The 20,644-nt window shown below is 62.5% G+C and carries 20 protein-coding genes; 11 read left to right on the forward strand and 9 right to left on the reverse strand.

Going from position 1 to position 20,644, the window contains the following annotated elements; translation table 11 throughout:
- Nucleotides 1-24: 24 nt before the first annotated feature.
- Together HX875_RS06155 and HX875_RS06160 are read right to left on the reverse strand one after the other, a co-directional pair.
- Nucleotides 25-1,542, reverse strand: coding sequence for an amino acid ABC transporter permease/ATP-binding protein (locus HX875_RS06155; RefSeq protein ID WP_177042459.1), 1,518 nt, complete (start codon nucleotides 1,540-1,542; stop codon nucleotides 25-27).
- Nucleotides 1,543-1,895: 353 nt separating this feature from the next.
- The gene (locus HX875_RS06160; RefSeq protein WP_177042460.1) at nucleotides 1,896-2,861 is read right to left on the reverse strand and encodes a LysR family transcriptional regulator; all 966 of its coding nucleotides are present in this window, start codon (nucleotides 2,859-2,861) and stop codon (nucleotides 1,896-1,898) included.
- A 217-nt stretch (nucleotides 2,862-3,078) separates the two neighbouring features.
- On the opposite strand from HX875_RS06160, the gene HX875_RS06165 reads away from it, so the two are divergent.
- The 4 genes from HX875_RS06165 to HX875_RS06180 all read left to right on the forward strand — a co-directional run bounded on the left by HX875_RS06165 (nucleotide 3,079) and on the right by HX875_RS06180 (nucleotide 6,287).
- On the forward strand, nucleotides 3,079-3,513 hold the full coding sequence (locus HX875_RS06165; RefSeq protein ID WP_177042461.1) for a RidA family protein: 435 nt from the start codon (nucleotides 3,079-3,081) through the stop codon (nucleotides 3,511-3,513).
- 16 nt (nucleotides 3,514-3,529) lie between these two features.
- Entirely contained in the window at nucleotides 3,530-3,973 is a 444-nt protein-coding gene (locus tag HX875_RS06170; RefSeq protein WP_177042462.1) for a type II 3-dehydroquinate dehydratase, read from the forward strand.
- Between the two features lie 109 nt (nucleotides 3,974-4,082).
- Complete coding sequence (locus tag HX875_RS06175) at nucleotides 4,083-5,333, forward strand: flavin-containing monooxygenase (RefSeq protein WP_177042463.1); 1,251 nt, start codon at nucleotides 4,083-4,085, stop codon at nucleotides 5,331-5,333.
- 66 nt (nucleotides 5,334-5,399) lie between these two features.
- Nucleotides 5,400-6,287, forward strand: coding sequence for a LysR family transcriptional regulator (locus HX875_RS06180; RefSeq protein WP_177042464.1), 888 nt, complete (start codon nucleotides 5,400-5,402; stop codon nucleotides 6,285-6,287).
- On the opposite strand, the gene HX875_RS06185 is transcribed toward HX875_RS06180, so the two are convergent.
- From HX875_RS06185 to HX875_RS06195, 3 genes are all read right to left on the reverse strand, one after another.
- Nucleotides 6,284-6,940: a peroxiredoxin-like family protein gene (locus HX875_RS06185; RefSeq protein ID WP_177042465.1), complete on the reverse strand. Its 657-nt coding sequence runs from the start codon at nucleotides 6,938-6,940 to the stop codon at nucleotides 6,284-6,286. The genes HX875_RS06180 and HX875_RS06185 overlap by 4 nt on opposite strands.
- 146 nt (nucleotides 6,941-7,086) lie before the next feature.
- Nucleotides 7,087-7,674, reverse strand: a complete 588-nt coding sequence (locus HX875_RS06190; RefSeq protein ID WP_177042466.1) for a TetR/AcrR family transcriptional regulator — start codon at nucleotides 7,672-7,674, stop codon at nucleotides 7,087-7,089.
- Nucleotides 7,675-7,781: 107 nt separating this feature from the next.
- Complete coding sequence (locus tag HX875_RS06195) at nucleotides 7,782-8,285, reverse strand: hypothetical protein (RefSeq protein WP_177042467.1); 504 nt, start codon at nucleotides 8,283-8,285, stop codon at nucleotides 7,782-7,784.
- 270 nt (nucleotides 8,286-8,555) lie between these two features.
- Here HX875_RS06195 and HX875_RS06200 point away from each other — a divergent pair, with 270 nt between their 5' ends.
- The 7 genes from HX875_RS06200 (at nucleotide 8,556) to msrA (ending at nucleotide 15,266) form a co-directional block, all read left to right on the forward strand.
- On the forward strand, nucleotides 8,556-9,521 hold the full coding sequence (locus HX875_RS06200; RefSeq protein WP_177042468.1) for an amino acid ABC transporter permease: 966 nt from the start codon (nucleotides 8,556-8,558) through the stop codon (nucleotides 9,519-9,521).
- A 15-nt stretch (nucleotides 9,522-9,536) separates the two neighbouring features.
- Nucleotides 9,537-10,301 carry an amino acid ABC transporter ATP-binding protein gene (locus HX875_RS06205; RefSeq protein WP_177042469.1) on the forward strand — a complete coding sequence of 255 codons (765 nt, stop codon included), beginning with the start codon at nucleotides 9,537-9,539 and terminating at the stop codon, nucleotides 10,299-10,301.
- 65 nt (nucleotides 10,302-10,366) lie between these two features.
- Complete coding sequence (locus HX875_RS06210) at nucleotides 10,367-11,206, forward strand: transporter substrate-binding domain-containing protein (protein WP_177042470.1); 840 nt, start codon at nucleotides 10,367-10,369, stop codon at nucleotides 11,204-11,206.
- An 81-nt stretch (nucleotides 11,207-11,287) separates the two neighbouring features.
- The gene (locus HX875_RS06215; protein WP_177042471.1) at nucleotides 11,288-12,595 is read left to right on the forward strand and encodes an NAD(P)/FAD-dependent oxidoreductase; all 1,308 of its coding nucleotides are present in this window, start codon (nucleotides 11,288-11,290) and stop codon (nucleotides 12,593-12,595) included.
- A gap of 26 nt (nucleotides 12,596-12,621) precedes the next feature.
- Entirely contained in the window at nucleotides 12,622-13,092 is a 471-nt protein-coding gene (locus tag HX875_RS06220) for an Lrp/AsnC family transcriptional regulator (RefSeq protein ID WP_076016960.1), read from the forward strand.
- 183 nt (nucleotides 13,093-13,275) lie between these two features.
- Complete coding sequence (locus HX875_RS06225; RefSeq protein WP_177042472.1) at nucleotides 13,276-14,763, forward strand: MFS transporter; 1,488 nt, start codon at nucleotides 13,276-13,278, stop codon at nucleotides 14,761-14,763.
- A complete protein-coding gene (gene msrA / locus HX875_RS06230; RefSeq protein ID WP_177042473.1) occupies nucleotides 14,760-15,266 on the forward strand; it encodes a peptide-methionine (S)-S-oxide reductase MsrA in 507 nt (168 codons plus the stop codon). Before HX875_RS06225 ends, msrA begins: the two co-directional genes overlap by 4 nt.
- Nucleotides 15,267-15,366: 100 nt before the next feature.
- Here msrA and HX875_RS06235 read toward each other — a convergent pair whose 3' ends face one another.
- From HX875_RS06235 to HX875_RS06250, 4 genes are all read right to left on the reverse strand, one after another.
- A complete protein-coding gene (locus HX875_RS06235) occupies nucleotides 15,367-16,710 on the reverse strand; it encodes a c-type cytochrome (RefSeq protein ID WP_177042474.1) in 1,344 nt (447 codons plus the stop codon).
- A 17-nt stretch (nucleotides 16,711-16,727) separates the two neighbouring features.
- Complete coding sequence (locus tag HX875_RS06240) at nucleotides 16,728-18,980, reverse strand: xanthine dehydrogenase family protein molybdopterin-binding subunit (protein ID WP_177042475.1); 2,253 nt, start codon at nucleotides 18,978-18,980, stop codon at nucleotides 16,728-16,730.
- Complete coding sequence (locus tag HX875_RS06245) at nucleotides 18,980-19,435, reverse strand: (2Fe-2S)-binding protein (RefSeq protein WP_003215609.1); 456 nt, start codon at nucleotides 19,433-19,435, stop codon at nucleotides 18,980-18,982. The genes HX875_RS06240 and HX875_RS06245 overlap by 1 nt, the downstream gene beginning before the upstream one ends.
- Before the next feature lie 255 nt (nucleotides 19,436-19,690).
- Nucleotides 19,691-20,584, reverse strand: coding sequence for a LysR substrate-binding domain-containing protein (locus tag HX875_RS06250; protein WP_177042476.1), 894 nt, complete (start codon nucleotides 20,582-20,584; stop codon nucleotides 19,691-19,693).
- Nucleotides 20,585-20,644: the final 60 nt, after the last annotated feature.

Consider the following 20,644-nt stretch of genomic DNA (forward strand, 5'->3'; position numbering starts at 1 on the left):
CTTGTCGCTCGAACGTTAAGGGGGTCACGCCAGCGAGACGTCCTTGAGGAACGCCTCCACACGTGGGTTTTCACCGCTGCGCAATGCGTGCGGCGTGTCATCGCACACCACCCGGCCCTTCTCCATGAACACGATCCGGTCGGAGACCTTGAACGCGAAATTCATCTCATGGGTGACGATCACCATGGTGATGCCCTCCTGGGCCAGGGCTTCGATGACCTGCAGGACTTCGTTGACTTTTTCCGGGTCGAGGGCCGAGGTAGGCTCGTCGAACAGCATGATTTGCGGGCGCATCATCAGGGCGCGGGCAATGGCCACGCGCTGCTGCTGGCCACCGGAAAGCTGGTGCGGATACTTCCAGGCGTGGTCGAGCATCCCGACCTTGTGCAGCAGCGCGTAGGCCTGCTGCTTCAGCTCTTCGACGCTGCCGAGGCCGTGGTACTTCGGCGCCATCAGCAGGTTGTCGAGCACGCTCAGATGCGGGAACAGGTTGAAGCTCTGGAACACCATGCCGATGTTCAGACGATGCTCGGCGTGCTCCACGTACTGCGGCTTTTGCGCACCGACTTTGTTCAGGTGAATGAAGGGTTGGCCGTTGATTTTGATCTCGCCGTTATCCAGTTGCTCAAGGCCGTTGAGCAGGCGAATCAGGGTGGTTTTGCCGGAGCCCGAAGGCCCGATCACCGACACCACTTCACCGGGCTGGATCTGCAGGTTGACCGAGCCCAGCACCTCCACATCGTTGTAGGCCTTGTGCAGCCGGCTGGCTTGCAGCGCCGGGCCGTCGGTGCTGGCAGGACGTAGCAAGGCGACACGTTGTTGAGTCGCCAGTGCCAGCACTTGCGCATCGGGCACCCGGGAAACGTTGCGCTGGTTGACGTCGAGAAAACGCTCCAGCCGTTTCAACAGGAAGTCGAACACCGTGACGATGAACACGTAGAAGAACGCCACCGCCGCCATCGTCTCGATCACCAGGAAGTTCTGCGAATACAGGCGCTGGCCGACCATCAGGATCTCGGTGAGCGAGATCACCGACACCAATGAGGTGAGCTTGACGATGGAGATGTATTCGTTGGCCAGCGACGGCAGCGCCACCCGCAATGCCTGGGGAATCACCACCCGCCACTGGATCCCGAAAAACCTCAGCCCCAGCGCCCGGGCGGCTTCGCCCTGCCCTTTGGGAATCGACAGCAAACCGCCTCGGTGAATCTCCGCCACATAGGCGGTTTCGCAGATCACCAGGGCCAGCAGGCCGGCCCAGAACGGGTCCGCCAGAATCACTGACGTGGCGGGAATCGCTTGCGGCAGGTTGTAGATGAAGATCAGCAGCACCAGCAGCGGCAGGCTGCGGAACAACCAGATATAGCCGCGCGCCGGCAGGCTGATCAGCGCATGTTTGGATTGCTTGGCCAGGGCCAGCAGGAACCCCAGCGCGATACTCAACACCCATGTCAATGAACTGAGCTGGATGACCGTCCATGTCGCCCGCCAGAACTCGGCATCGGCCAGCAAACCAAACATGTAATTCCAGTTGAAAGTCATCGTCACTGTGCTCGACAAAAAAATGAAAATGCCCACCGAATGCTCAACGTGAAGGTCGAACCCTGATCTGCACCGATGGACTGAGAGTCGTGGGAGGAGGCACTTGGGGTCAATTCGTAAAAGCCGGCCTATTGGGTAGGGAGAACCTACGCAGCGTCACCGTTCCCTGGGTGACGACCGGGCTGTTAAAACAGCCTGTCTCGTATTGGTGCGACACCGCGTGCGCAATGCAGCCAGCGCCATCTTTTGGTGCAATGCGAACACAACCCTCTGTAGGAGCTGGCTTGCCTGCGATGGCATCGCCTCGGTGTATCTGCAAGACCCAGGTGCCCGCATCGCAGGCAAGCCAGCTCCTACAGGACTGTGCGCACCGCATGGGCATCAAAAAAGCTCGGAGCCGCCATGCCCGGGATGTACTGGTCTGAAACAAACATGCGGCAACGCTCGGCAAACGCCGACACCACGCGAGACAATTGGGTGTTGCTCGCCGTGGCATAGCCCAGTTGCATGGGCCGGTGCGGGCCGGACAAGCGCAGGCGGATCAAGCGCTTGCCGTCCTGGGAAAGGTTGGCCTTGGGCCGGGCATTCGCGAACGAATAACCGATGCCATTGGCGACCATCGAGCGCACGGTTTCAAGGTTGCTGGAACGCATGATGATGTTCGGGGTGGTGCCGGCCTGCATAAAGAAGCTGAGGAAATATTCCCGGCTCCACGGCGTGTCCAGCAGCACCACGGGGTAATCCTCAAGGTCGAGCATGCTCACCGCCGACAGGCTTGCCAGCGGGTGGTACTCACCCACCATCACATACGGCGGCAGTTGCGCCAGCGGCTGGAAGTCGATGTCGTCACTGGTGACCAGGTCGTAGGTCAGGGCGATATCGATCTCGGCGCTGCGCAGTTTTTCCAGCATTTCCTCGTGGTTGCCCTCCACTTGCGTGAGGCGCACACCCGGAAACGCCCGGCCAAAACCAAACACCAGCTCGGGGGTGATCATCGGTGCCAGCCACTCCAGGCACCCCACCCGCAGCGGGCCGCGCACGCTGTTCAGCGACTCGGAGGCGATGGTGTAGAGGTTGGTCATCTGCTCCAGGATCAGCTTGGCCTCTTGCATCACCTGGCGCCCAACCGCCGTGAGGGAAATGCCCTGGGCGTGGTGCCGCACAAACAGCTGGATGCCCAGCTCGGCCTCCATATGGGTGATCGCCGCCGAGATCGACGGCGACGACACATGAATGCGTTCAGACGCGGCACTGATGCTGCCTGCCTCACCGGAAGCCACGAAATATTCCAGTTGGCGCTGGGTAATACGACTGAGCATCACGCCTCCACATCATCAATAAGCTGACGCCAAACGGGCGTCGACGGCCTTGACGGTGACGTTGCATGGTTCATGCCGGATGCTGTTTTGGCCTGACGCTGACGCCGGGGTATGGCGCTTCGGTTTTGCCTAAGCATTACCTCGCGCAAATGCTGGTTTCGCGTGCACGGGCTGAATGTGAAGCTGGATTTATTCCGCTCCCCAAGAGTTGCCAGCAATGCCCACCCATACCCGTATTCGCATGTTCAACACCAAGCAGACTTACCCCAACCAGGCGCTGGACAACGACCTGTGCCAGGCCGTGCGTGCCGGCAACACCATTTATGTGCGTGGCCAGATCGGCACCGATTTCGCGGGCAACCTGGTCGGCCTCGGCGACCCGCGGGCCCAAGCCGAGCAGGCGATGAAAAACGTCAAGCAACTGCTGGAAGAAGCCGGTTCCGACCTGTCGCACATCGTGAAAACCACCACCTACCTGATCGACCCGCGCTATCGCGAGCCGGTGTACCAGGAGGTTGGCAAATGGCTCAAGGGCGTGTTCCCGATCTCCACCGGCCTGGTGATTTCGGGGCTGGGGCAGCCGGAGTGGCTGATGGAAATCGACGTGATCGCCGTGGTCCCGGATGACTGGAACCCTGGCCAGCAAATCTGAAGACCTGGAGGTTCTCATGCCCCGCACCGTGTATTTCCTCAACGGCCCCAACGCCAACCTGTACGGGCTGGACAAGAACGGCACCTACGGCAGCGAGAGTTTCGCCAGCATCGAAACCCGCTGCCAGCGCCACGCCACGGAGCTGGGCCTGACCCTGGAGTTTCGCCAGAGCAACCACGAAGGCGTGCTGGTGGACTGGATTCAGGAAGCCCGGCTCAACGCCCACGCGGTGATCATCAACGCCGCCGGCCTGACCTACAGCTCGGTGCCGATCCTCGATGCGCTGCTGGCGTTCGACGGCCCGATCATCGAAGCCCACATGAGCAACATCTGGAAGCGCGAGGCTTTCCGGCATCACTCCTATGTATCCAAAGCCGCCACCGGCGTGATCGCGGGACTCGGCGCGCTGGGTTATCGCCTGGCCCTGACGGCGGTGGCCGAGCTGCTGGAGGCCGATTGAAGGGCTTTGGTTTTGCCTAACCTCTACGTTCAAAAAGCAGAATTTCCGGCTGGCCGGCGCTTGATCACACTGGCCCCTGTCGATGGTCGCTTATCTTTAGGAAGCTCACATGTCAGTTGAAACAATCAACACCCTGGTGGTCGGCGCAGGCCAGGCGGGAGTCGCCATGAGCGAGCATCTGTCACTCATGGGCGTGCCGCACATCGTGCTGGAGCGCAGCCGCATCGCCGAGCGCTGGCGGTCGGAGCGCTGGGATTCCCTGGTCGCCAATGGCCCGGCCTGGCACGACCGTTTTCCGGGGATGAAATTCGAGGGCATTTCCCCCGAGAGCTTCCCGCCGAAAGAGCGCATGGCGGCGTATTTCGAAGACTATGTGAACATGCTCAAGGCGCCGGTGCGCACCGGGGTTGAAGTCCAGCAAGTGGAGCGCCACGTGGGTCGGCCCGGGTTCAAGGTGACCACGTCGGCCGGGGTGATCGAGGCTGACAATGTGGTTGCCGCGACCGGGCCGTTTCAACGGCCGTCGATCCCGAACCTGGTGCCCGAACACGCCCAGGTGCAACAGCTTCATTCCTCTGCGTACAAGAACCCTGGCCAGCTCGCCGAAGGGGCGGTACTGGTCGTGGGCGCCGGTGCATCCGGCTCGCAAATAGCCGAGGAACTGCAAAAGGCCGGCAAGACGGTGTACCTCTCGGTGGGCGAACACTATCGCCCTCCTCGCTCGTATCGTGGCCGCGACTACTGCTGGTGGCTGGGCGCCCTGGGTTTGTGGGACGAGGTCAAAATCCAGCCGAAGAAGAAGCACGTGGCGTTTGCCGTCAGTGGCTATGAAGGCGGCAAGACCGTCGACTTCCGCCGCCTGGCGCACCTGGGCATCACACTGGTGGGCGTCACCCGCGCGTGGGAAGACGGCGTGATGGAGTTTGAACCCGGCCTGGCGGCCAACGTGGCAGAAGGTGACCGTGCCTACTTTGATGTGCTGCGGGATGCCGACACCTATATCGAGCAGAACGGCCTGCCATTTGAGTTTGAGCCTGACGCGTGGGAACTGCTGCCTGACCCGCAGTGCCTGGTGAACCCGATCCTGAGCCTGGACCTGGCCGAAGCCGGCGTGACCACCATTCTGTGGGCCACCGGTTTCAGCTTCGATTTCAGCTGGCTGAAGGTGAATGCGTTTGACGAGAAAGGCGAGCCTTTCCACAAGCGAGGGATCTCGGCCCAGAGCGGGATTTACTTCCTGGGTTTGCCCAACCTGGTGAACCGAGCGTCTTCGTTCATCTACGGGGTTTGGCACGATGCGAAGTACGTGGCCGACCATATCGTCTTGCAGAATGACTACAGGGCCTATCGCAAACCCTGACGCACTGGCGCGGCCCCGGCAATCCCGGCAGACTGCCCGCAACGAAGCATGGCGGGGAACAACAGGATGGATCGGCTGGCGGCGATGGAAACCTATGTCTACGTGGTAGAGACCGGTTCGTTTTCTGCGGCGGCCAGGCGCCTGGACGTCGGGCAACCCGCCATTTCAAAAACCATCGCACAGCTTGAAGACCATCTGGGCGTGCGCCTGCTGATCCGCTCGACCCGCGGGTTGACGCCCACCGAGGCCGGCACGCTGTTTTTCGAGCACGCCAAAAAGGTCATCGAAGGCGCAGATGAAGCCGAGCTCGCCGCACGCGGATCGGCGGCCGGGCTGACCGGCACCCTGCGGATTTCGGCGGCGACCACCTTCGCCCGCCTGCACGTTCTTCCACACCTTGGCGCGTTCCTGGAGCAGCACCCGCTGCTGGAGGTCGACGTGCGCCTGGACGACCGTTCGATGAACCTGATTGAAGAAGGGATCGACGTCGCCTTGCGCATGGGCGACCTCAGTGATTCGAATCTGACGGCGAGAAAAATCAGCCAGTGCCGGCGGTTGGTGATGGCCACGCCGGCATATTTCCAACGCTGCGGCATGCCCCAATCCCCCGCCGACCTGGCCGATCACGAGGCCGTGATCTATACGCTGGGCGGCGGGGGCACTTCATGGGCCTTCAAGAAAGACGGCACCGAGCAACCCGCCACCCTCGCCGGCCGTATACGGGTGAGCGCGGCCGAGGGTGTGCGCACGGCGGTGTTGTCGGGCTACAGCCTCACCGTCTCGTCAGAATGGATGTTCACCCCTGAGCTGGCGAGTGGCGAGGTGGTAGCGGTGCTGGGAGACTGGGCGCTGCCGGAGCTGGACCTGTGGGCGATCTTCCCCACCGGGCGCATGGCAAGCGCCAAGGCCCGGGCGTTTGTCGGCTTTGTCGAGCAGTTGATGGAAAAGCGTTAACCCTGCAGCGCGGGAAGCAACTCGGCAGGGTCCGGGCGGCGGGTGTAGTCCGGGTTGACCTCGGCGTAAGTGATCACGCCGTCCTGGCCGATCACGAAACGCGCCGGCATGGGCAACACCCAATCCGGATTGTTGTTGAAGGCCGGCAGGTCGTTGCCGAACGACTTGTACAGGTCCACCAGATAGTCGGGCAATTTGAAACGCAGGCCGAAGGCATCGGCCACGTCGCTCAGGGTGTCGGACAGAATCGGGAAGCTCAGCTTGTTCTCGCGCACCGACTTGCGGCTGTTCACATTGTTCTGCGGAGAAATCGCCACCAGGCTTGCCCCCAACTCGCGAAACGCCGGCAAGGCTTGTTCCAGGGCTTGCAGCTCCATGTTGCAGTACGGGCACCAAACGCCACGATAGAAGGTGATGACCAGCGGGCCCTTGGCCAACAAGTCCACCGAGGAAACCGGGTTGCCGTCCGGGTCGTTGAGCTTGAAGGCCGGGGCTTTGTCGCCGACCTTCAGCGCGCGTTCGGCCTGGCCGGTGGCGATCAATTCGTCGGTGGCGCGCTTCATCACAACGTGCACCTGGGGTGGCGCGTTATAGGGTGGTTTGCCGGCGACGAAGTCCGCTTTGAAGGCATCGAGTTTTGCTTGAAGAGTCATGTTCGGTTCCTGGCATGGGGGCGGTTGACCGCCCGGATTTAATCGCCAGACCAGCATTGCTGTTTACAGGGTGCGGTAGTAGAGAGGCTGAAAGCATAGGAGCTATTCTTCCCAGGAATGCTCCCCCTGTGGTGAGGTTGCCCGGCTCAGTGCACCCGGATCAACCGCTGGATCGTCGGCTGAACAATCGTCCTGAACGTCTCGGGGGCACCGAATGCACGGGCGGCCAACATGGCCCCATGCACCGTCGCCATCAAGGCCATCGCTTCGACAGCCGGCTCGCCCGCAACGTGAAACTGCCGGGTGGCCTGCCCCTTCTCGATAACGGAGGTCAGCCAGGTGGTCAGGTCCTCAAAGTGCCCGCGAACCTCGTCTGCGATCTCACTGGGGATCATCGGAAGCTCGGCTGCCAGCATCGCGCAAATACAGAATGAAGACGTGCCGTCGAGAATGCAGCTGGACCAATAATCGACATAGGCATTGATCTCTGCCAGCGGATCGCCGAGCTGTTGTGCCAGGTGGGCCATGCCTTCCCGTGCTTCTTCCCGATAGCGAATGACGACGTTACGCACCAGTTCGGCCTTGCTTGGAAAGTGGTGATGGATACTCGCCTTGCTGATGCCGACCCGTTGCGAAATATCGGCGTAGCTGAAACTGTTGTAGCCACCCGCGGCAAGCAGCAATCGGGCGTGTGCCACAATTTCGGCGGCCTTGGGGGAAAGTTGTTCACTCATGACACGAATCCATCAACAAATAGCAATTGGAACACCGCAAAACGGGCTCATGAAAATCAAACCTACTGGTTGGTCAGCAGCCCGTCAACGACGTGGTCCATCAATTTCTATGCACGTGCCATTTCGCTGTTTCGCGCATAAATCCGCCAGCACTGCGCGGCAAAACCGATAGCGAACAGAGCGAGAAAAACCAGCAACGTGCCCAGCACGGCTGGCGAGCCAGGGCCGTCGGCCAGCGGGTGGGCGACCGGTAGCCGGGTCAGGGTTTCGTTGACGCCGGGCACCAGCGACAGGAAAAAACTGAACGACAGCCCGAAGGTCGACAGGTACGGGCGAAGCCTGCCCAGGAAGGTCACCCGCCGCACAAACACGCCGCCAAAAGCCGCAAGCAGGATCACGAGGCCGAACGCATGCCCAGGGTTCAAACCGCCCGTGCTTGAGACCCCAAAAGAAGTGATAACCGCCAGTGTCAATCCGGCCAGGTAGACCTTGCCGGAGCGTGTCAGCGTGTCGATTTTCAGATAGCGGGCGAAGCTGTAGAGGCCCGCAACAACAGGGACCAAACTGATCAGCGTATGGATCGCGCCAAGGGATGAAATGGGATGAGTCATGGGTAGCTCTCTCAAGACAGGAACGAATCAGCACCACAGGCTGTGGAGCCGGAAGGTGGCACATCGCGAAACCAAACCTACTAGTTGGTAGGGTGACTGTCAAGCAGCTGTCTTCTGAGTTCCAGGCACTCCAGCAGTTGTAGGGGTCACCTCCCCTCATATGCCGAAAACAACTGCATTTCCCAACATTGCGCAGGGTGCCGCCCGGCATTTCGCCAACCCATAATGAACCGACAACAATAAAGGGGCTCACCCCGGGGCGCGTAAGCCATGTACAAAGACCATATCGTCAAGACCCGCATGACTGACAGCGCCGCCTTCATGGGCGCAATCGCCGTCGTGATCTTCATCATCACGCTGGCCTGCGGGGTGGGTGACGGCCGCCTTTCCCATTTGATGGGCCCCATCGTTCTCGACCTGAAGGCACCACTGGCGCGCGACATTGCAGTGGGCGGCACGTTCACCATAACGGTGGTGCTGAACCTCTTCATCCTCGGCCGCTTTCCCTTGCGCGCACAGATCATCACGGTGTGGTGCGAGTTGCTGGTGCTGTTCCTACTGTTCTTCGACACCTTCAACCTCTCCTACAGTTTCATCGCGACCAAGATCGGTTTCATGATCACCCAAGGGGTTTTCACTACCGTCTATGTATCGGCGATCTCCATTGCGATCGCATTCGTCCTGGCCTTGCTGGGCGCCACCGCCCGCTTGTCGTCCAACGGTTTCGCGATTGCGATTGCCAGCTTCTACACCTCGTTTTTCCGCGGTGTTCCGCTGCTGATCCAGATCTATCTGATTTACCTGGGCATCCCTCAGCTCGGTTATGTGGTCGGCGCTGTTCCGGCCGGCATCCTGGCGCTCTCGCTGTGTTATGGCGCCTACATGACGGAGATCTTCCGTGCGGGCATCAGCAGCATTTCACGGGGCCAGTGGGAAGCCTCGCGGGCGATTGGCCTGAATCCTTTCCAGACCATGACCCGGGTGATTCTTCCGCAGTCCATGCGCCTGATCATTCCGCCAACCGGCAACCAGTTCATCTCGATGCTCAAGGACAGTTCGCTGGTGTCGGTGATCGGGGTCTGGGAGTTGATGTTCCTGGCGCGAACCCAGGGACGCGCCGAATTCCGGCACCTGGAAATGCTCATCACCGCGGCCGTGCTGTATTGGCTGCTGTCGATCGTGCTGGAAACCGTCCAGGCCCGCCTGGAAAAACACTTCAACCGCGCCCATCGCTGAACCAGGAGCATGACGATGAATCAGCCCTCAGTAGCCCCTGCCCCGTATCCCGCGATTTCGATCCAGGACATGCACAAATGGTATGGCGATTTTTATGTGCTCAAGGGGATCGACCTGCACATTGCCAGCGGTGAAATCGTGGTGGTGTGCGGCCCGTCGGGTTCCGGCAAGTCCACGTTGATTCGCTGCCTGAACCTGCTGGAAGACTTCCAGAAAGGCCACGTATTTATCGAAGGCACCGAGTTGACCCGCGATGCCGCCTGCGTGGCCGGCATACGACGCCAGGTGGGCATGGTGTTCCAGCAGTTCAACCTGTTCCCGCACATGACCGTGCTGGAGAACCTCATGGTGGGCCCTCGCCTGGTGAGCAAACTCAGCGAGCTGCAGGCCCGCGAGCTGGCCCATGAATACCTGGACCGGGTGCGTATCGGCAACCAGGCCGACAAATACCCCAGCCAGCTCTCGGGCGGCCAGCAGCAGCGCGTGGCCATTGCCCGCGCCCTGTGCATGCGCCCGCGCATCATGCTGTTCGACGAACCCACCTCCGCCCTCGACCCCGAGATGGTCAAGGAGGTGTTGGACGTGATGGGCGAACTGGCCCAGGACGGTATCACCATGGTCTGCGTCACCCACGAGATGGGCTTCGCCCGACGGGTTGCCGACCGGATCATTTTCATGGACCAGGGCTGCATCATCGAGCAGGCCAAGCCCACCGAGTTTTTTGACAACCCCCAGCACGAACGTGCCCGGGAATTCCTGTCGCAGATTCTCAGCCACTGAGAAGCACCGTCGGACATCGACCAAAACAACAAAAAACCGTACTCACGATATCTGGAGGCTTACCCATGATCTCGCTCACTCGCTTAGTCGCAGCAGCCACTGTCGCCACCGCCCTCGCCGGCCTTACAGGCGCAGCCTGGGCGGGCTCGACCCTCGACCGTATCCATGAAACCAAGGTGATCAAAGTGGCCACCTCTGCCAACTGGCCACCGCAATCGTTCCTCGGGCCGGACAACAAACTGCAAGGGTTTGATATCGATGTCGCCAGCGAGATCGCCAAACGCCTGGGCAGCAAAGTCGACTTCGTGACGCCCGAGTACGGGATCATCACCGCGGGCCGCTGGTCGAGCCGCTGGGACTTGTCGGTGGGCTCCATGACGCCCACCACCGAGCGCACCCGCGTGCTCGACTTTCCCGCCATCTACTACTACACGCCGTATGTATTCGCGGTGCACAAGGACGCAGCCGGGACCAAGCTGGCGGACCTGAACGGCAAGATCATCGGCGTCGAAGCCGGTACCACTTCCGAGGACTACATCAACCGTCGCCTGAAGATCGACGCCGCCGATGTGCCGCCGTTCACTTACGACGTCACACCCGGCGAGGTTCGCACCTACGGCGACAGCATGGGCCCGCTGGATGACCTGCGCATGGGTAACGGGGTGCGGCTGAATGCAACCCTGTCCGCCCTGCCCACCATCGTCGCGGCCGTCAAGAATGGCTACCCCATCGTCCGGGTGGAAGGCAAACCGGCCTACTACGAACCCCTGGCCATCGCCGTGGACAAGGGCGATGAAGCCTTCAACAGCGCGCTGACCAAGATCGTCGCCGAGATGAAAACCGACGGCACGCTCAAGCAACTGTCTGAAAAATGGTACGGCGCCGACCTCACCCAGGTGCAATAAAAACCCCACAGGCCCTACAGGCGCCCGTCCTCGACGCGGCGCGCTGTACGCCTGCGCCGCAAAAAAAGGACGACGGACTTCATGTACACCTACAACAACAATTACTACACCGCCACGATGCGCGACACCACCGAACGCGCGGCGCTGTGCCGCAATGCCCAGGCCGATGTCTGTGTGATCGGCGCCGGGCTGGCGGGGCTCAGCGCGGCGTGGGAACTGGTCTCGCGGGGGCAGTCCGTGGTGCTGCTGGACGCCGGCCGTGTGGCCTGGGGCGCGTCGGGGCGTAACGGCGGGTTCGTGCTGCAAGGCTGGTCCGAAGGCTTGTCCTCCATCGAGCGGCGCTGCGGTAAACCCACGGCTGCCGCGCTGTTCAAGCTGTCCCTTGAAGGGGTCGACATCGTGCGGGGCATGATCGCCCACCATCAATTCCCCGGCTGCACGCCCACCCCCGGAAAGCTGAGCGTGGTGCGCTACGAAGACGGCGATAACCTGCAACGCATGCGCGACAAAATGGCGGCGGATTTCGACTTTCACCTCGACTACCTGGACCGCCAGGCGGTGCGTGAAAAGCTCAAGACCGAGCGCTATTTTCAGGCACTGCGCGACAACCACGGCTTTCACTTCCACCCGTTGAACTATTGCCTGGGCCTGGCCCAACTGATCGAACACAGCGGTGGCAGAATCCATGAGCGCTCGCCCATGACCCGCGTCGAGAGCCGCAACGGGCGACACCGGGTGATCACCGACCAGGGCAGCGTCGATTGCGCCCATGTGGTGTATTGCTGCGGCGGCTACGGCGGGCCTGAGTTCGGCAAGCTGCGCCGCGCCTTCCTGCCCATCGCAACCTATGCGGTGCTGACCGAGCCTCTGGGTGATCGCCTGGCAGAGGCGGTGTGTACCACCGAGGCCGTGGGCGATAACCGCCGGGCCTCGGACTATTACCGCATCGTCGAGGGCGACCGGCTGCTGTGGGGCGGTCGCATTACCACCCGCAACCTGCAGGATGAAAAGCGCCTGGGCCAGCTGCTGACCCAAGACATCCTCGACGTGTATCCGCAATTGCGCGGCATCAAGATCGACAAAGCCTGGTCCGGGCTGATGGGCTATGCGCGGCACAAAATGCCGCACATCGGCCCCCTCGGGCAGGGCTTGTGGACATGTACATCATTTGGTGGCCATGGTATGAACACCGCGCCGATTGGTGCACGGGTGATCGCCGAAGCGATCTGCAGCGAAACCGATCGCTACCGACTGTTCGATGCCTACGGCCTGGAATGGAACGGCGGCCCCCTGGGCCCGGCGGCGGCACAAACGGTTTACGCGGGCCTGAAGATGATGGACCTGTTTCAGGAAAGGCGTTCACAACACCGAGCGACTCATAAGAACTGAAACCCAGCGAGGTCAATGACATGCCCATGGATACGCAGAATCCCGGTCCACTGTTCAACCTCACCGACAAGGACCGGCAATTGCTTGGCCTGCTGCAAGCCAACGCACGCGAGCCCACCGCGTCCTTGGCGCGCAAGCTCGGGGTCTCGCGCTCTGCGGTGCAGGAGCGCATTACCCGCCTGGAAAAGGCCGGCGTCATCACCGGCTACAGCGTGCGCATCGACCAGGACCGGCTGCAGCAGACGGTTACCTGTTTCACCATGACCTCCTGCACCAACAAGAGCTACACCGATGTGATGACCTCGCTGCGCAAGATGGACGCGGTGCAGGCCGTGTATGCGGTCTCGGGTGAGTCCGACTTCATCATTCACCTCGCCACCGCCACCCTGAGCGAACTCAACGCCGAGCTCACCCGCATCAATATGATCAAGGGCGTGGCGCACACCGCGTCCCATATCGTGATGGAAACCAAGTTCAGCCGAAAATTGACGGTGTGATCGCCAGCCTTTGGGGGACGGCGCAGACCTCAAGCAGCCTCTTCCCACGACTCCCCAAGTCATTTCTTGCAAAATAATCCGCCTCGCCTCAATATTCCAAGTAATAACTTGCTTAATTAATCCAGGCCTGACGCTTATGCCATTCGCCGGGTTCCACCGCGAACGCATTACAAGGAATCGTTGATGCACACCCAAGACAGCAGTTGGGGCGAGTTGCTCCGCGGCAAGAATGCCACCCGTTCCCTCGCCCTCTCAGGTGGCATCGCGCTCTATGCCACCAACACCTACATCGCTACCACCATCCTGCCGTCGGTGGTCGCGGAAATCGGCGGCCTGGAGCTCTATGCCTGGAGCACCACACTGTACGTGGTGGCCTCGATCCTCGGTTCGGCCCTCACCTCCAAGCTCTTGCAGCACACCGGCCCACGGCGGGCATATGCCGTGGCCACGCTGGTGTTCATGGTTGGCGTGCTGATATGCGCCCTGGCGCCGAGCATGCCGGTGATGCTCGCGGGGCGCTTCATCCAGGGCCTGGGCGGCGGGGTCTTGCTGGCCTTGTGTTATTCGATGATCCAACTGGTGTTCGAAGAGCGTCTGTGGCCGCGTGCAATGGCGCTGGTGTCAGGCATGTGGGGCGTCGCGACGCTGGTCGGGCCGGCGGTGGGTGGCGTGTTCGCCGAGATGGACGCCTGGCGTCTGGCCTTTGGCGCGATGGTGCCGGTGAGCCTAGCGTACATGGTGCTCACCAGCCGTGCGTTGCCACCACGGGACACCACCGAGGCCGCCACCGCCCGCTTGCCGGTGCCGCAACTGGTGCTGCTGGCCGGCGCGGTGCTGGCCGTGTGTGCGGGCAGCGTTTCGTCGCTGCCGGGCTGGAACCTGCTGGGCATCGCCACCTGTGCGGTGCTGGTGTGGCTGTTGATCCGCAAGGAATCCAAGGCCACGGTCCGTCTTTTGCCCAGGGATGCGCTGAAGTTCAGCACGCCCCTCTGCGCCCTGTATGCGACCACGTGCTTGTTGGTGATCGGCATGAGCAGCGAGATTTTCATGCCGTATTTCCTGCAGCACCTGCACGGGCAGTCACCGTTGATTGCCGGTTACATGGCGGCGCTGATGGCGGCGGGCTGGACCGTCTCGGAAATCCTCAGCTCCGGCTGGACGGGCCGTGGTCCACATCGCGCCATCGTCGCAGGGCCGCTGTTTATCGTGGCCGGACTGATCATGCTGGCCATCACCACTCCCATCGCCAGTCAGGGCGAATGGACACTTCTGGCCCCTATCTGCCTCGGGCTGTTCCTGGTGGGTTTTGGCATCGGCCTGGGCTGGCCGCACCTGCTGACGCGCATCCTGCAGGTGGCGTCGGAGCAGGACAAGGACACGGCGGCTTCGTCGATCACCACCCTGCAACTGTTCGCCATGGCCATGGGCGCGGCACTGGCGGGGGTGATCTCGAACATGGCGGGCATCAATGATGTGGCGAGCAATACCGGGGTCGCCAACGCGGCACGCTGGCTGTTCGCGCTGTTTACCCTGGCCCCGGTGTTGGCCCTGGTGATGGCGCCGCGGGCCACACGGACGAAGGCGATCGACGGCGCACACCTGGATCTTGGTATTGCCCAACCCGCCCCCATAACTACCGCTGTATCCAACAACGGGAAGCACAGACCATGACCAACCCGACCGAAACCGCCCTCCTCGCCGGCGGCTGCTTCTGGGGCATGCAAGACCTGTTGCGCCGCTACCCCGGCGTGCTGCACACGCGGGTCGGCTACACCGGTGGTGATGTACCGAATGCCACTTACCGTAACCATGGCAACCATGCCGAAGCCATCGAAATTGTCTTTGACCCGGCGGTGATCACTTACCGGCAGATCCTCGAGTTCTTTTTCCAGATTCACGACCCGAGCACGCCCAACCGCCAGGGCAATGACCTTGGGCCCAGCTATCGTTCGGCGATTTATTACCTGAGCGAACAGCAACGTGATGTGGCCGAAGACACTGCGGCGGATGTGGATGCGTCAAAGCTGTGGCCAGGCCGTGTGGTGACCGAGATCGAACCGGCGGGGCCGTTCTGGGAAGCAGAGCCGGAGCATCAGGATTACCTGGAGCGGATTCCCAACGGTTACACCTGCCACTTCATCCGGCCGAACTGGAAGCTGCCAAAACGCGGTTAACAGTGTGGGAGCGGGCTTGCCCGCGAATGCGGTGGGTCAGTAAAAAATTTGCTGACTGACACACCGCTTTCGCGGGCAAGCCCGCTCCCACACTTTCCGATCAGCGCATCTGCAGAATGATCGGGCTGCTGCTCGCAGGGCCCGTATGCTCGCGCAACTTGCCCACCGCCTTCGCATCCACCGCGCCCCCCTGATTGCCCCAGGTGCCGCGCACAAACGTCAGCACTTCAGCAATCTCCTGGTCCGACAACTGCTCCCTGAACGCCGGCATGCGATAAGCGTCCGCCACATTGGCGGCCACCACGCGCTGTGAGCCATTCAAGGTAATGTTGATCGCCGAAGCAGTCTCCTTGGCCAACGCTGAGGTAGCACCCGCCAGCGGCGGCATCCAGTCCGGTTGCCCTTTGCCTTCCAGCCCGTGGCACGAGGCGCAGCGGGTCACATAGGTATGGGCGCCCGGCGCCTCCAGGCGTTCTGCAGCCGACACCGCCTGATACTGCCAGGCCGGCCCATCACGCTCCTTGTCCCCCGGCAACGACCGGAGATACCGCGCAATCGCCGCCAGGTCATCGTCGCTCATGAACTGCGTGGAGTTGTTGAACGCCTCGGTCATCGAGCCATAAACCACCGCATGTTTATTGCGACCGGTCTTCAGGAACTGCACCACTTCCGGCTCGCTCCAGCGCCCCAGGCCGGTGTTGGGATCGTCCCGCAGGCTCGGCGCGTACCAGCCATCCAGCAAGGCCCCGGCGAGGAACGGCTTGCCGCCTTCATCCAGCGCCTTCTCGTTAAAGGCCAGGCCCCGTGGCGTGTGGCAACTGCCGCAATGCCCCGGCCCCTGCACGATGTAGGCGCCACGGTTCCACAGCTCATCCTTGCCAGCCTTGGCTACATACGGCTTGCCATCGGTAAACACGCCATTCCACAGCGCGATCGGCCAACGCATATTCAAGGGCCACGGGATCGAGCTCTTGATATTCGCCTGCCGCACCGGCGCCACGCCCTTCATGAAGAACGCGTACAAGGCACGCACATCATCGTCGCTGAGCTTGGCGTAGGACGGATACGGCATCGCCGGATACAGCCGGCGTCCACCCGGCGCGACGCCGTGGCGCACTGCACGGTCGAAGTCGGCGAGGCTGTAGGTGCCGATGCCGGTTTCCGGGTCCGGCGTGACGTTGGTGGCGTGGATCGCCCCCAGCGGCGTGGCCATCTCCAGGCCTCCGGCAAAGGGCGCGCCGTTGGGCACGCTGTGGCAGGCCACACAGTCACTGACCCGGGCGACATACTCGCCTCGGGCGACCAGCGCCGGCTCTGTGGCAACGGGCTCGCTCGCCAGCGGCGACGCAGGCTCGCGGGTGACATACCAGGCCAGCAGGCCTGCGGCGACCAGGCACAGCAGCGCCAGCCAGCCAACGGTTCTTGCGAATCGGCGGTTGTTCATAAGTGCTCAGGCCCCGGTCAGGTGAAGGAATGGCGGCTTAACGGCATGCTGCGCACGCGCTGCCCCGTCAACGCCGCTACGGCGTTGGCCACGGCGGGCGCTACGGCGGGCAACGGCGGTTCGCCAATGCCGCCCATTTTTTCCCCGCTCTCGATCACGCGCACATGCACCCGCGCCATCCGCGAAGGCGGCAGCACCGGGTACAAATCGTAGTTACGCGCCCGAGGCAAGCCGTCCACATACACCGCTTCCTCCAACAGCACCTGAGACAAGCCCAGCGACACCGCCCCATTCACCTGCGCCTCGACGATCGCCGGGTTGACGATGCTGCCCGGGTCGATCGCCTGCCAGATGTCATGCACCTTGACCTGCCCGTTCTCGATCGACACCTCGGCAATCACCGCCGTCTGCGTGCCGAACGGCGAGGCCATCGCCACCCCACGCGCGCGCTTGCTGCCGTCTTCGGCGACAAACGGGCCGCGCTTCCAGCCACCCGACAACTCACCCACCGCCTTCAGCAGTGTGGTCAGCCGCTGGTTATCCCGCAGCAGATGCAGGCGCAACTCGAACGGGTCTTTGCCGCCCTTGTCCGCCAGTTCATCCAGGAACGACTCGTAGAAAAAGTCATTCAGCGAGTTACCCACTGAACGCCAATAGCCCAGCATCACCGGGCCCTTCACATAGATCTGCGCGATGCGCTTGTTGGGAATCGCATAGGACTTCCCGGACAACCCCTCCAGCGCCGTCGGGTCAATCTTCTCGCCCTGTTTGCCCGACAAGGCCTCGGTCGGCCCCTCGGTGGCACTCACCGCCTCAATCGCCACCGGCCAGCCCTCAGCGTCCAGCGCCCCACGGAAATTCACCGCCGCCACCGGGCGCAGCACGTCCCGCAGGAATTCTTCTTCACGGCTCCAGATCATCTTCACCGGGCGCCCGACCGCCTTGGCCAACTCAATGGCCTGCGGGTAAGGGCTGGCCGAGTCATACAGGAAATGCCGGCCGAAAAACCCGCCCAGCAGCGGCGAATGCAGGGTAATCCGCTCCGGGGCCAGGCCGGTGCGCTTGGCGATATCGGCCAGGAACATATCCTGTGCCTGGTTCGGCAACCAGATCTCCAGCGAACCATCAGCATTGAAGCTCGCCAGCGCCGAAGGCGGCTCCAGCTGCGCATGGTGCAGATACTGGTTGTGGTACGTGGCCTCGACCTTGGTCTTGGCATTGGCCAGCGTGCCGGCCACATCGCCCTCGTTCTCATCATCCCGCGCCGGGCCGGTTTCCGCGGCGAGGCGCTTGAAGTGTTCGTCGCTGGAAAAATCCTTCGGCATCCCGCGCAGCTTCGAATCAGCCGTGGGCTCCAGCCAGTCGACCTGAATCGACTCCACCGCACGCTTGGCATGCCACCAATGCTCAGCCACCACCGCCACCGCACCGGGCAGGCGATGCACCGAGTGCACCCCCGGCATGGCCTTGACCTGGTCCTCGTTGCGCAGGCTACCCACCGTCATGCCCAACCGGGGCGCATGCTGCACCGCCGCGTGGAGCATGCCGTCCACCTTCATATCAATGCTGTACAGCGCCTTGCCGGTGGACTTGTCATACGCATCCAGACGCTTCACCGGCTTGCCGATCCAGCGGAACTGGCTTGGGTCGCGCAGCTTCACGCTGGCCACGTCCGGCACCGGCAGGTCCATCGCCCGCCCGGCCAGCTCGCCATACGTGAGGGACCGCCCGGAGGCCGCGTGCACCACCTTGCCCGGCTCGGTCGACAACTCACCCACCGGCACTTTCAACGCCTGCGCCCCGGCCTCCAGCAACATCGCCCGGGCCAGCGCTCCCAACCGGCGCATGGTCGGGTAACTCATGCGCACCGACATACTGCCGCCGGTGATACGCATGCCATTCTCCATCACCACAAAGGCTTCGCCGGGCGGCGCGCACTCAACCAGGAACGTGGCCGGGTCGGCGTCCAACTCCTCGCCGACAATCTGCGCCATCGCCGTGAACGTGCCCTGGCCGCCTTCGATAAACGGGCTGAGCAGGCGAATGGTGTTGTCGGGACGGATCTCCAGAAAGGCCGGCACCTGCGTACCGCGCTCGCCGGCGGCGGCAGCAGTGGCCGCCTGCACGCGGCCAGAGCCCAGGGGCAGGCCAAAGCCGATCACCAGCGCGCCCACGGCGGTGCTGGCCAGGAAACGACGGCGCGACAGGTTGACCGGTTCAGTCAAGCCCGCGACCAAGGGCAGAGCAGTGGGATCGATGCGAACGTTCATCAGGCCTCTCCCTTCTGCGCAAGGTCATGCACTGCCGCATGAATGGCGTTGTAGGTGCCGCAACGGCAGAGATTGACCATCGCGGCCTCAATCTGCGCATCACTCGGCTTGGGGGTGTGCTTGAGCAGCGCCGTGGCTGCCATCACCTGGCCGGACTGGCAATAGCCGCACTGGGCGACCTGGTACTCGACCCAGGTGGCGACGACTCGCTTGCCCACATCATCCGACTCGATGGCCTCGATGGTGGTGATCTCCCGGCCAACCACGCCGGAGACGGGCGTGACGCAGGAACGCACCACGTTGCCGTCCACAAGCACGGAACACGCACCGCACTGCGCCAGGCCGCAGCCGTATTTGGTGCCGGTCATGCCCAGGTTGTCGCGGATGACCCAGAGCAGAGGCGTGTCGGGTTCGGCGTCGACTTGGTGGGTCTGCTGGTTAATTCGTAATTCCATGGCTCACCCGCTGATCATCGGTTGGTTTTGCATTTTTTTTAGTGTTTCAGGCGGCAAGGCCGGGCTTCGCCGCTGGGCATCGTTGGCCCGTTTGGTTCGAACGCACGTAGTTTGAGTAGTGTAGAGGGATCCTCGGTTGACTCTAGACCGTCGGTCAACGGGTTGCTATGCGGGGAAGGAAAGGTCGGAGGATTAGGCAAGTATTCGACAGGATTGCACCACAAAGGCGGAATTGGCCTGCGTCACCTGTCACCCTCACGCCGGGTGGTGTTCCACCAGGAAGTCGATAAATGCCCTGACTCGCGCGGGCATCGACGCACCGCCGACGAACACCGCGTGAATCGGCTCCGCGTCTCCGGGGTTGTACGCCTCAAGCAGCGGCACCAGATGACCGTGTTCCAGGTCGTCTGCCACGCTGAACGCGCCAATGCGTGCAATGCCCGCGCCCAGCCTGGCGAACTGGGAAAGCGCCTCGCCACTGTTGCCCTCGATCGTACCGGCCACTTTCAGCGAAAAATCGCGCCCATCCAGGCGAAACGGCCAATCAGGTGTTGCCCGGCGGAAGTTGAAACGCAGGCAGTTGTGGTTGAGTAAATCCTGCGGCACACGCGGCGTGCCGTGGCGCGCCAGGTAGTCCGGGGAAGCGACGATGACCTGCCCGGTGGAACCGATATGGCGCGCGGTCAAGGGACTGTCGGCCAACGGGCCAAAGCGAATCGCCACGTCCGCTTGCCCGCCCAGGATATCCACCACCTCATCCCCCAGCCGCAAATCAACCACGATGGCGGGATAACGTGCGCTGAACGCGGCAATCAGCGGCACGATCAACAGCCGCCCGTGTGCAAGCGCGGCGCTGACCCTCAACCGCCCCCGTGGCGCGCCCTGGTCGGTAATCGCGTCCTCGACTTCCGCCATGTCCGCCAGGATCCGCCGTGCGCCGCGCAGGTACGCCTCGCCTTCGGCGGTTAGCGTGATCGCGCGAGTGGTGCGAAGCAGCAGGCGGGTGCCTATTCGCCGCTCGGTGCGGGTGATGATCCGGCTGATGGAAGACGGCGTAAGGCCCAGGACCCGAGCCGCACCCGACAGGCTGCCCTGCTCCGCCACCCTGGCGAACACCTCCATCTCCCCCGAACGCCCGCCTATGTCCATTTGTGCACTCCACGCAAAGCTGTAGTTCCCTGCCAATGGCTACTGCTGGAAAAGGCGTGA

Origin of the sequence: Pseudomonas yamanorum, assembly GCF_013386765.1 — a bacterium.
GTDB lineage: Bacteria > Pseudomonadota > Gammaproteobacteria > Pseudomonadales > Pseudomonadaceae > Aquipseudomonas > Aquipseudomonas yamanorum_A.

What these genes read in the sequence shown, in the direction of transcription:
- HX875_RS06225 (WP_177042472.1), top strand. Translation starts at nt 13,276, where the DNA reads ATGCACACCCAAGACAGCAGTTGGGGCGAGTTGCTCCGCGGCAAGAAT.
- HX875_RS06195 (WP_177042467.1), bottom strand. Translation starts at nt 8,285, where the DNA reads ATGACTCATCCCATTTCATCCCTTGGCGCGATCCATACGCTGATCAGT.
- HX875_RS06170 (WP_177042462.1), top strand. Translation starts at nt 3,530, where the DNA reads ATGCCCCGCACCGTGTATTTCCTCAACGGCCCCAACGCCAACCTGTAC.
- HX875_RS06165 (WP_177042461.1), top strand. Translation starts at nt 3,079, where the DNA reads ATGCCCACCCATACCCGTATTCGCATGTTCAACACCAAGCAGACTTAC.
- HX875_RS06235 (WP_177042474.1), bottom strand. Translation starts at nt 16,710, where the DNA reads ATGAACAACCGCCGATTCGCAAGAACCGTTGGCTGGCTGGCGCTGCTG.
- HX875_RS06205 (WP_177042469.1), top strand. Translation starts at nt 9,537, where the DNA reads ATGAATCAGCCCTCAGTAGCCCCTGCCCCGTATCCCGCGATTTCGATC.
- HX875_RS06240 (WP_177042475.1), bottom strand. Translation starts at nt 18,980, where the DNA reads ATGAACGTTCGCATCGATCCCACTGCTCTGCCCTTGGTCGCGGGCTTG.
- HX875_RS06160 (WP_177042460.1), bottom strand. Translation starts at nt 2,861, where the DNA reads ATGCTCAGTCGTATTACCCAGCGCCAACTGGAATATTTCGTGGCTTCC.
- HX875_RS06200 (WP_177042468.1), top strand. Translation starts at nt 8,556, where the DNA reads ATGTACAAAGACCATATCGTCAAGACCCGCATGACTGACAGCGCCGCC.
- HX875_RS06190 (WP_177042466.1), bottom strand. Translation starts at nt 7,674, where the DNA reads ATGAGTGAACAACTTTCCCCCAAGGCCGCCGAAATTGTGGCACACGCC.
- HX875_RS06155 (WP_177042459.1), bottom strand. Translation starts at nt 1,542, where the DNA reads ATGACTTTCAACTGGAATTACATGTTTGGTTTGCTGGCCGATGCCGAG.
- HX875_RS06250 (WP_177042476.1), bottom strand. Translation starts at nt 20,584, where the DNA reads ATGGACATAGGCGGGCGTTCGGGGGAGATGGAGGTGTTCGCCAGGGTG.
- HX875_RS06215 (WP_177042471.1), top strand. Translation starts at nt 11,288, where the DNA reads ATGTACACCTACAACAACAATTACTACACCGCCACGATGCGCGACACC.
- HX875_RS06175 (WP_177042463.1), top strand. Translation starts at nt 4,083, where the DNA reads ATGTCAGTTGAAACAATCAACACCCTGGTGGTCGGCGCAGGCCAGGCG.
- msrA (WP_177042473.1), top strand. Translation starts at nt 14,760, where the DNA reads ATGACCAACCCGACCGAAACCGCCCTCCTCGCCGGCGGCTGCTTCTGG.
- HX875_RS06220 (WP_076016960.1), top strand. Translation starts at nt 12,622, where the DNA reads ATGGATACGCAGAATCCCGGTCCACTGTTCAACCTCACCGACAAGGAC.
- HX875_RS06210 (WP_177042470.1), top strand. Translation starts at nt 10,367, where the DNA reads ATGATCTCGCTCACTCGCTTAGTCGCAGCAGCCACTGTCGCCACCGCC.
- HX875_RS06180 (WP_177042464.1), top strand. Translation starts at nt 5,400, where the DNA reads ATGGATCGGCTGGCGGCGATGGAAACCTATGTCTACGTGGTAGAGACC.
- HX875_RS06245 (WP_003215609.1), bottom strand. Translation starts at nt 19,435, where the DNA reads ATGGAATTACGAATTAACCAGCAGACCCACCAAGTCGACGCCGAACCC.
- HX875_RS06185 (WP_177042465.1), bottom strand. Translation starts at nt 6,940, where the DNA reads ATGACTCTTCAAGCAAAACTCGATGCCTTCAAAGCGGACTTCGTCGCC.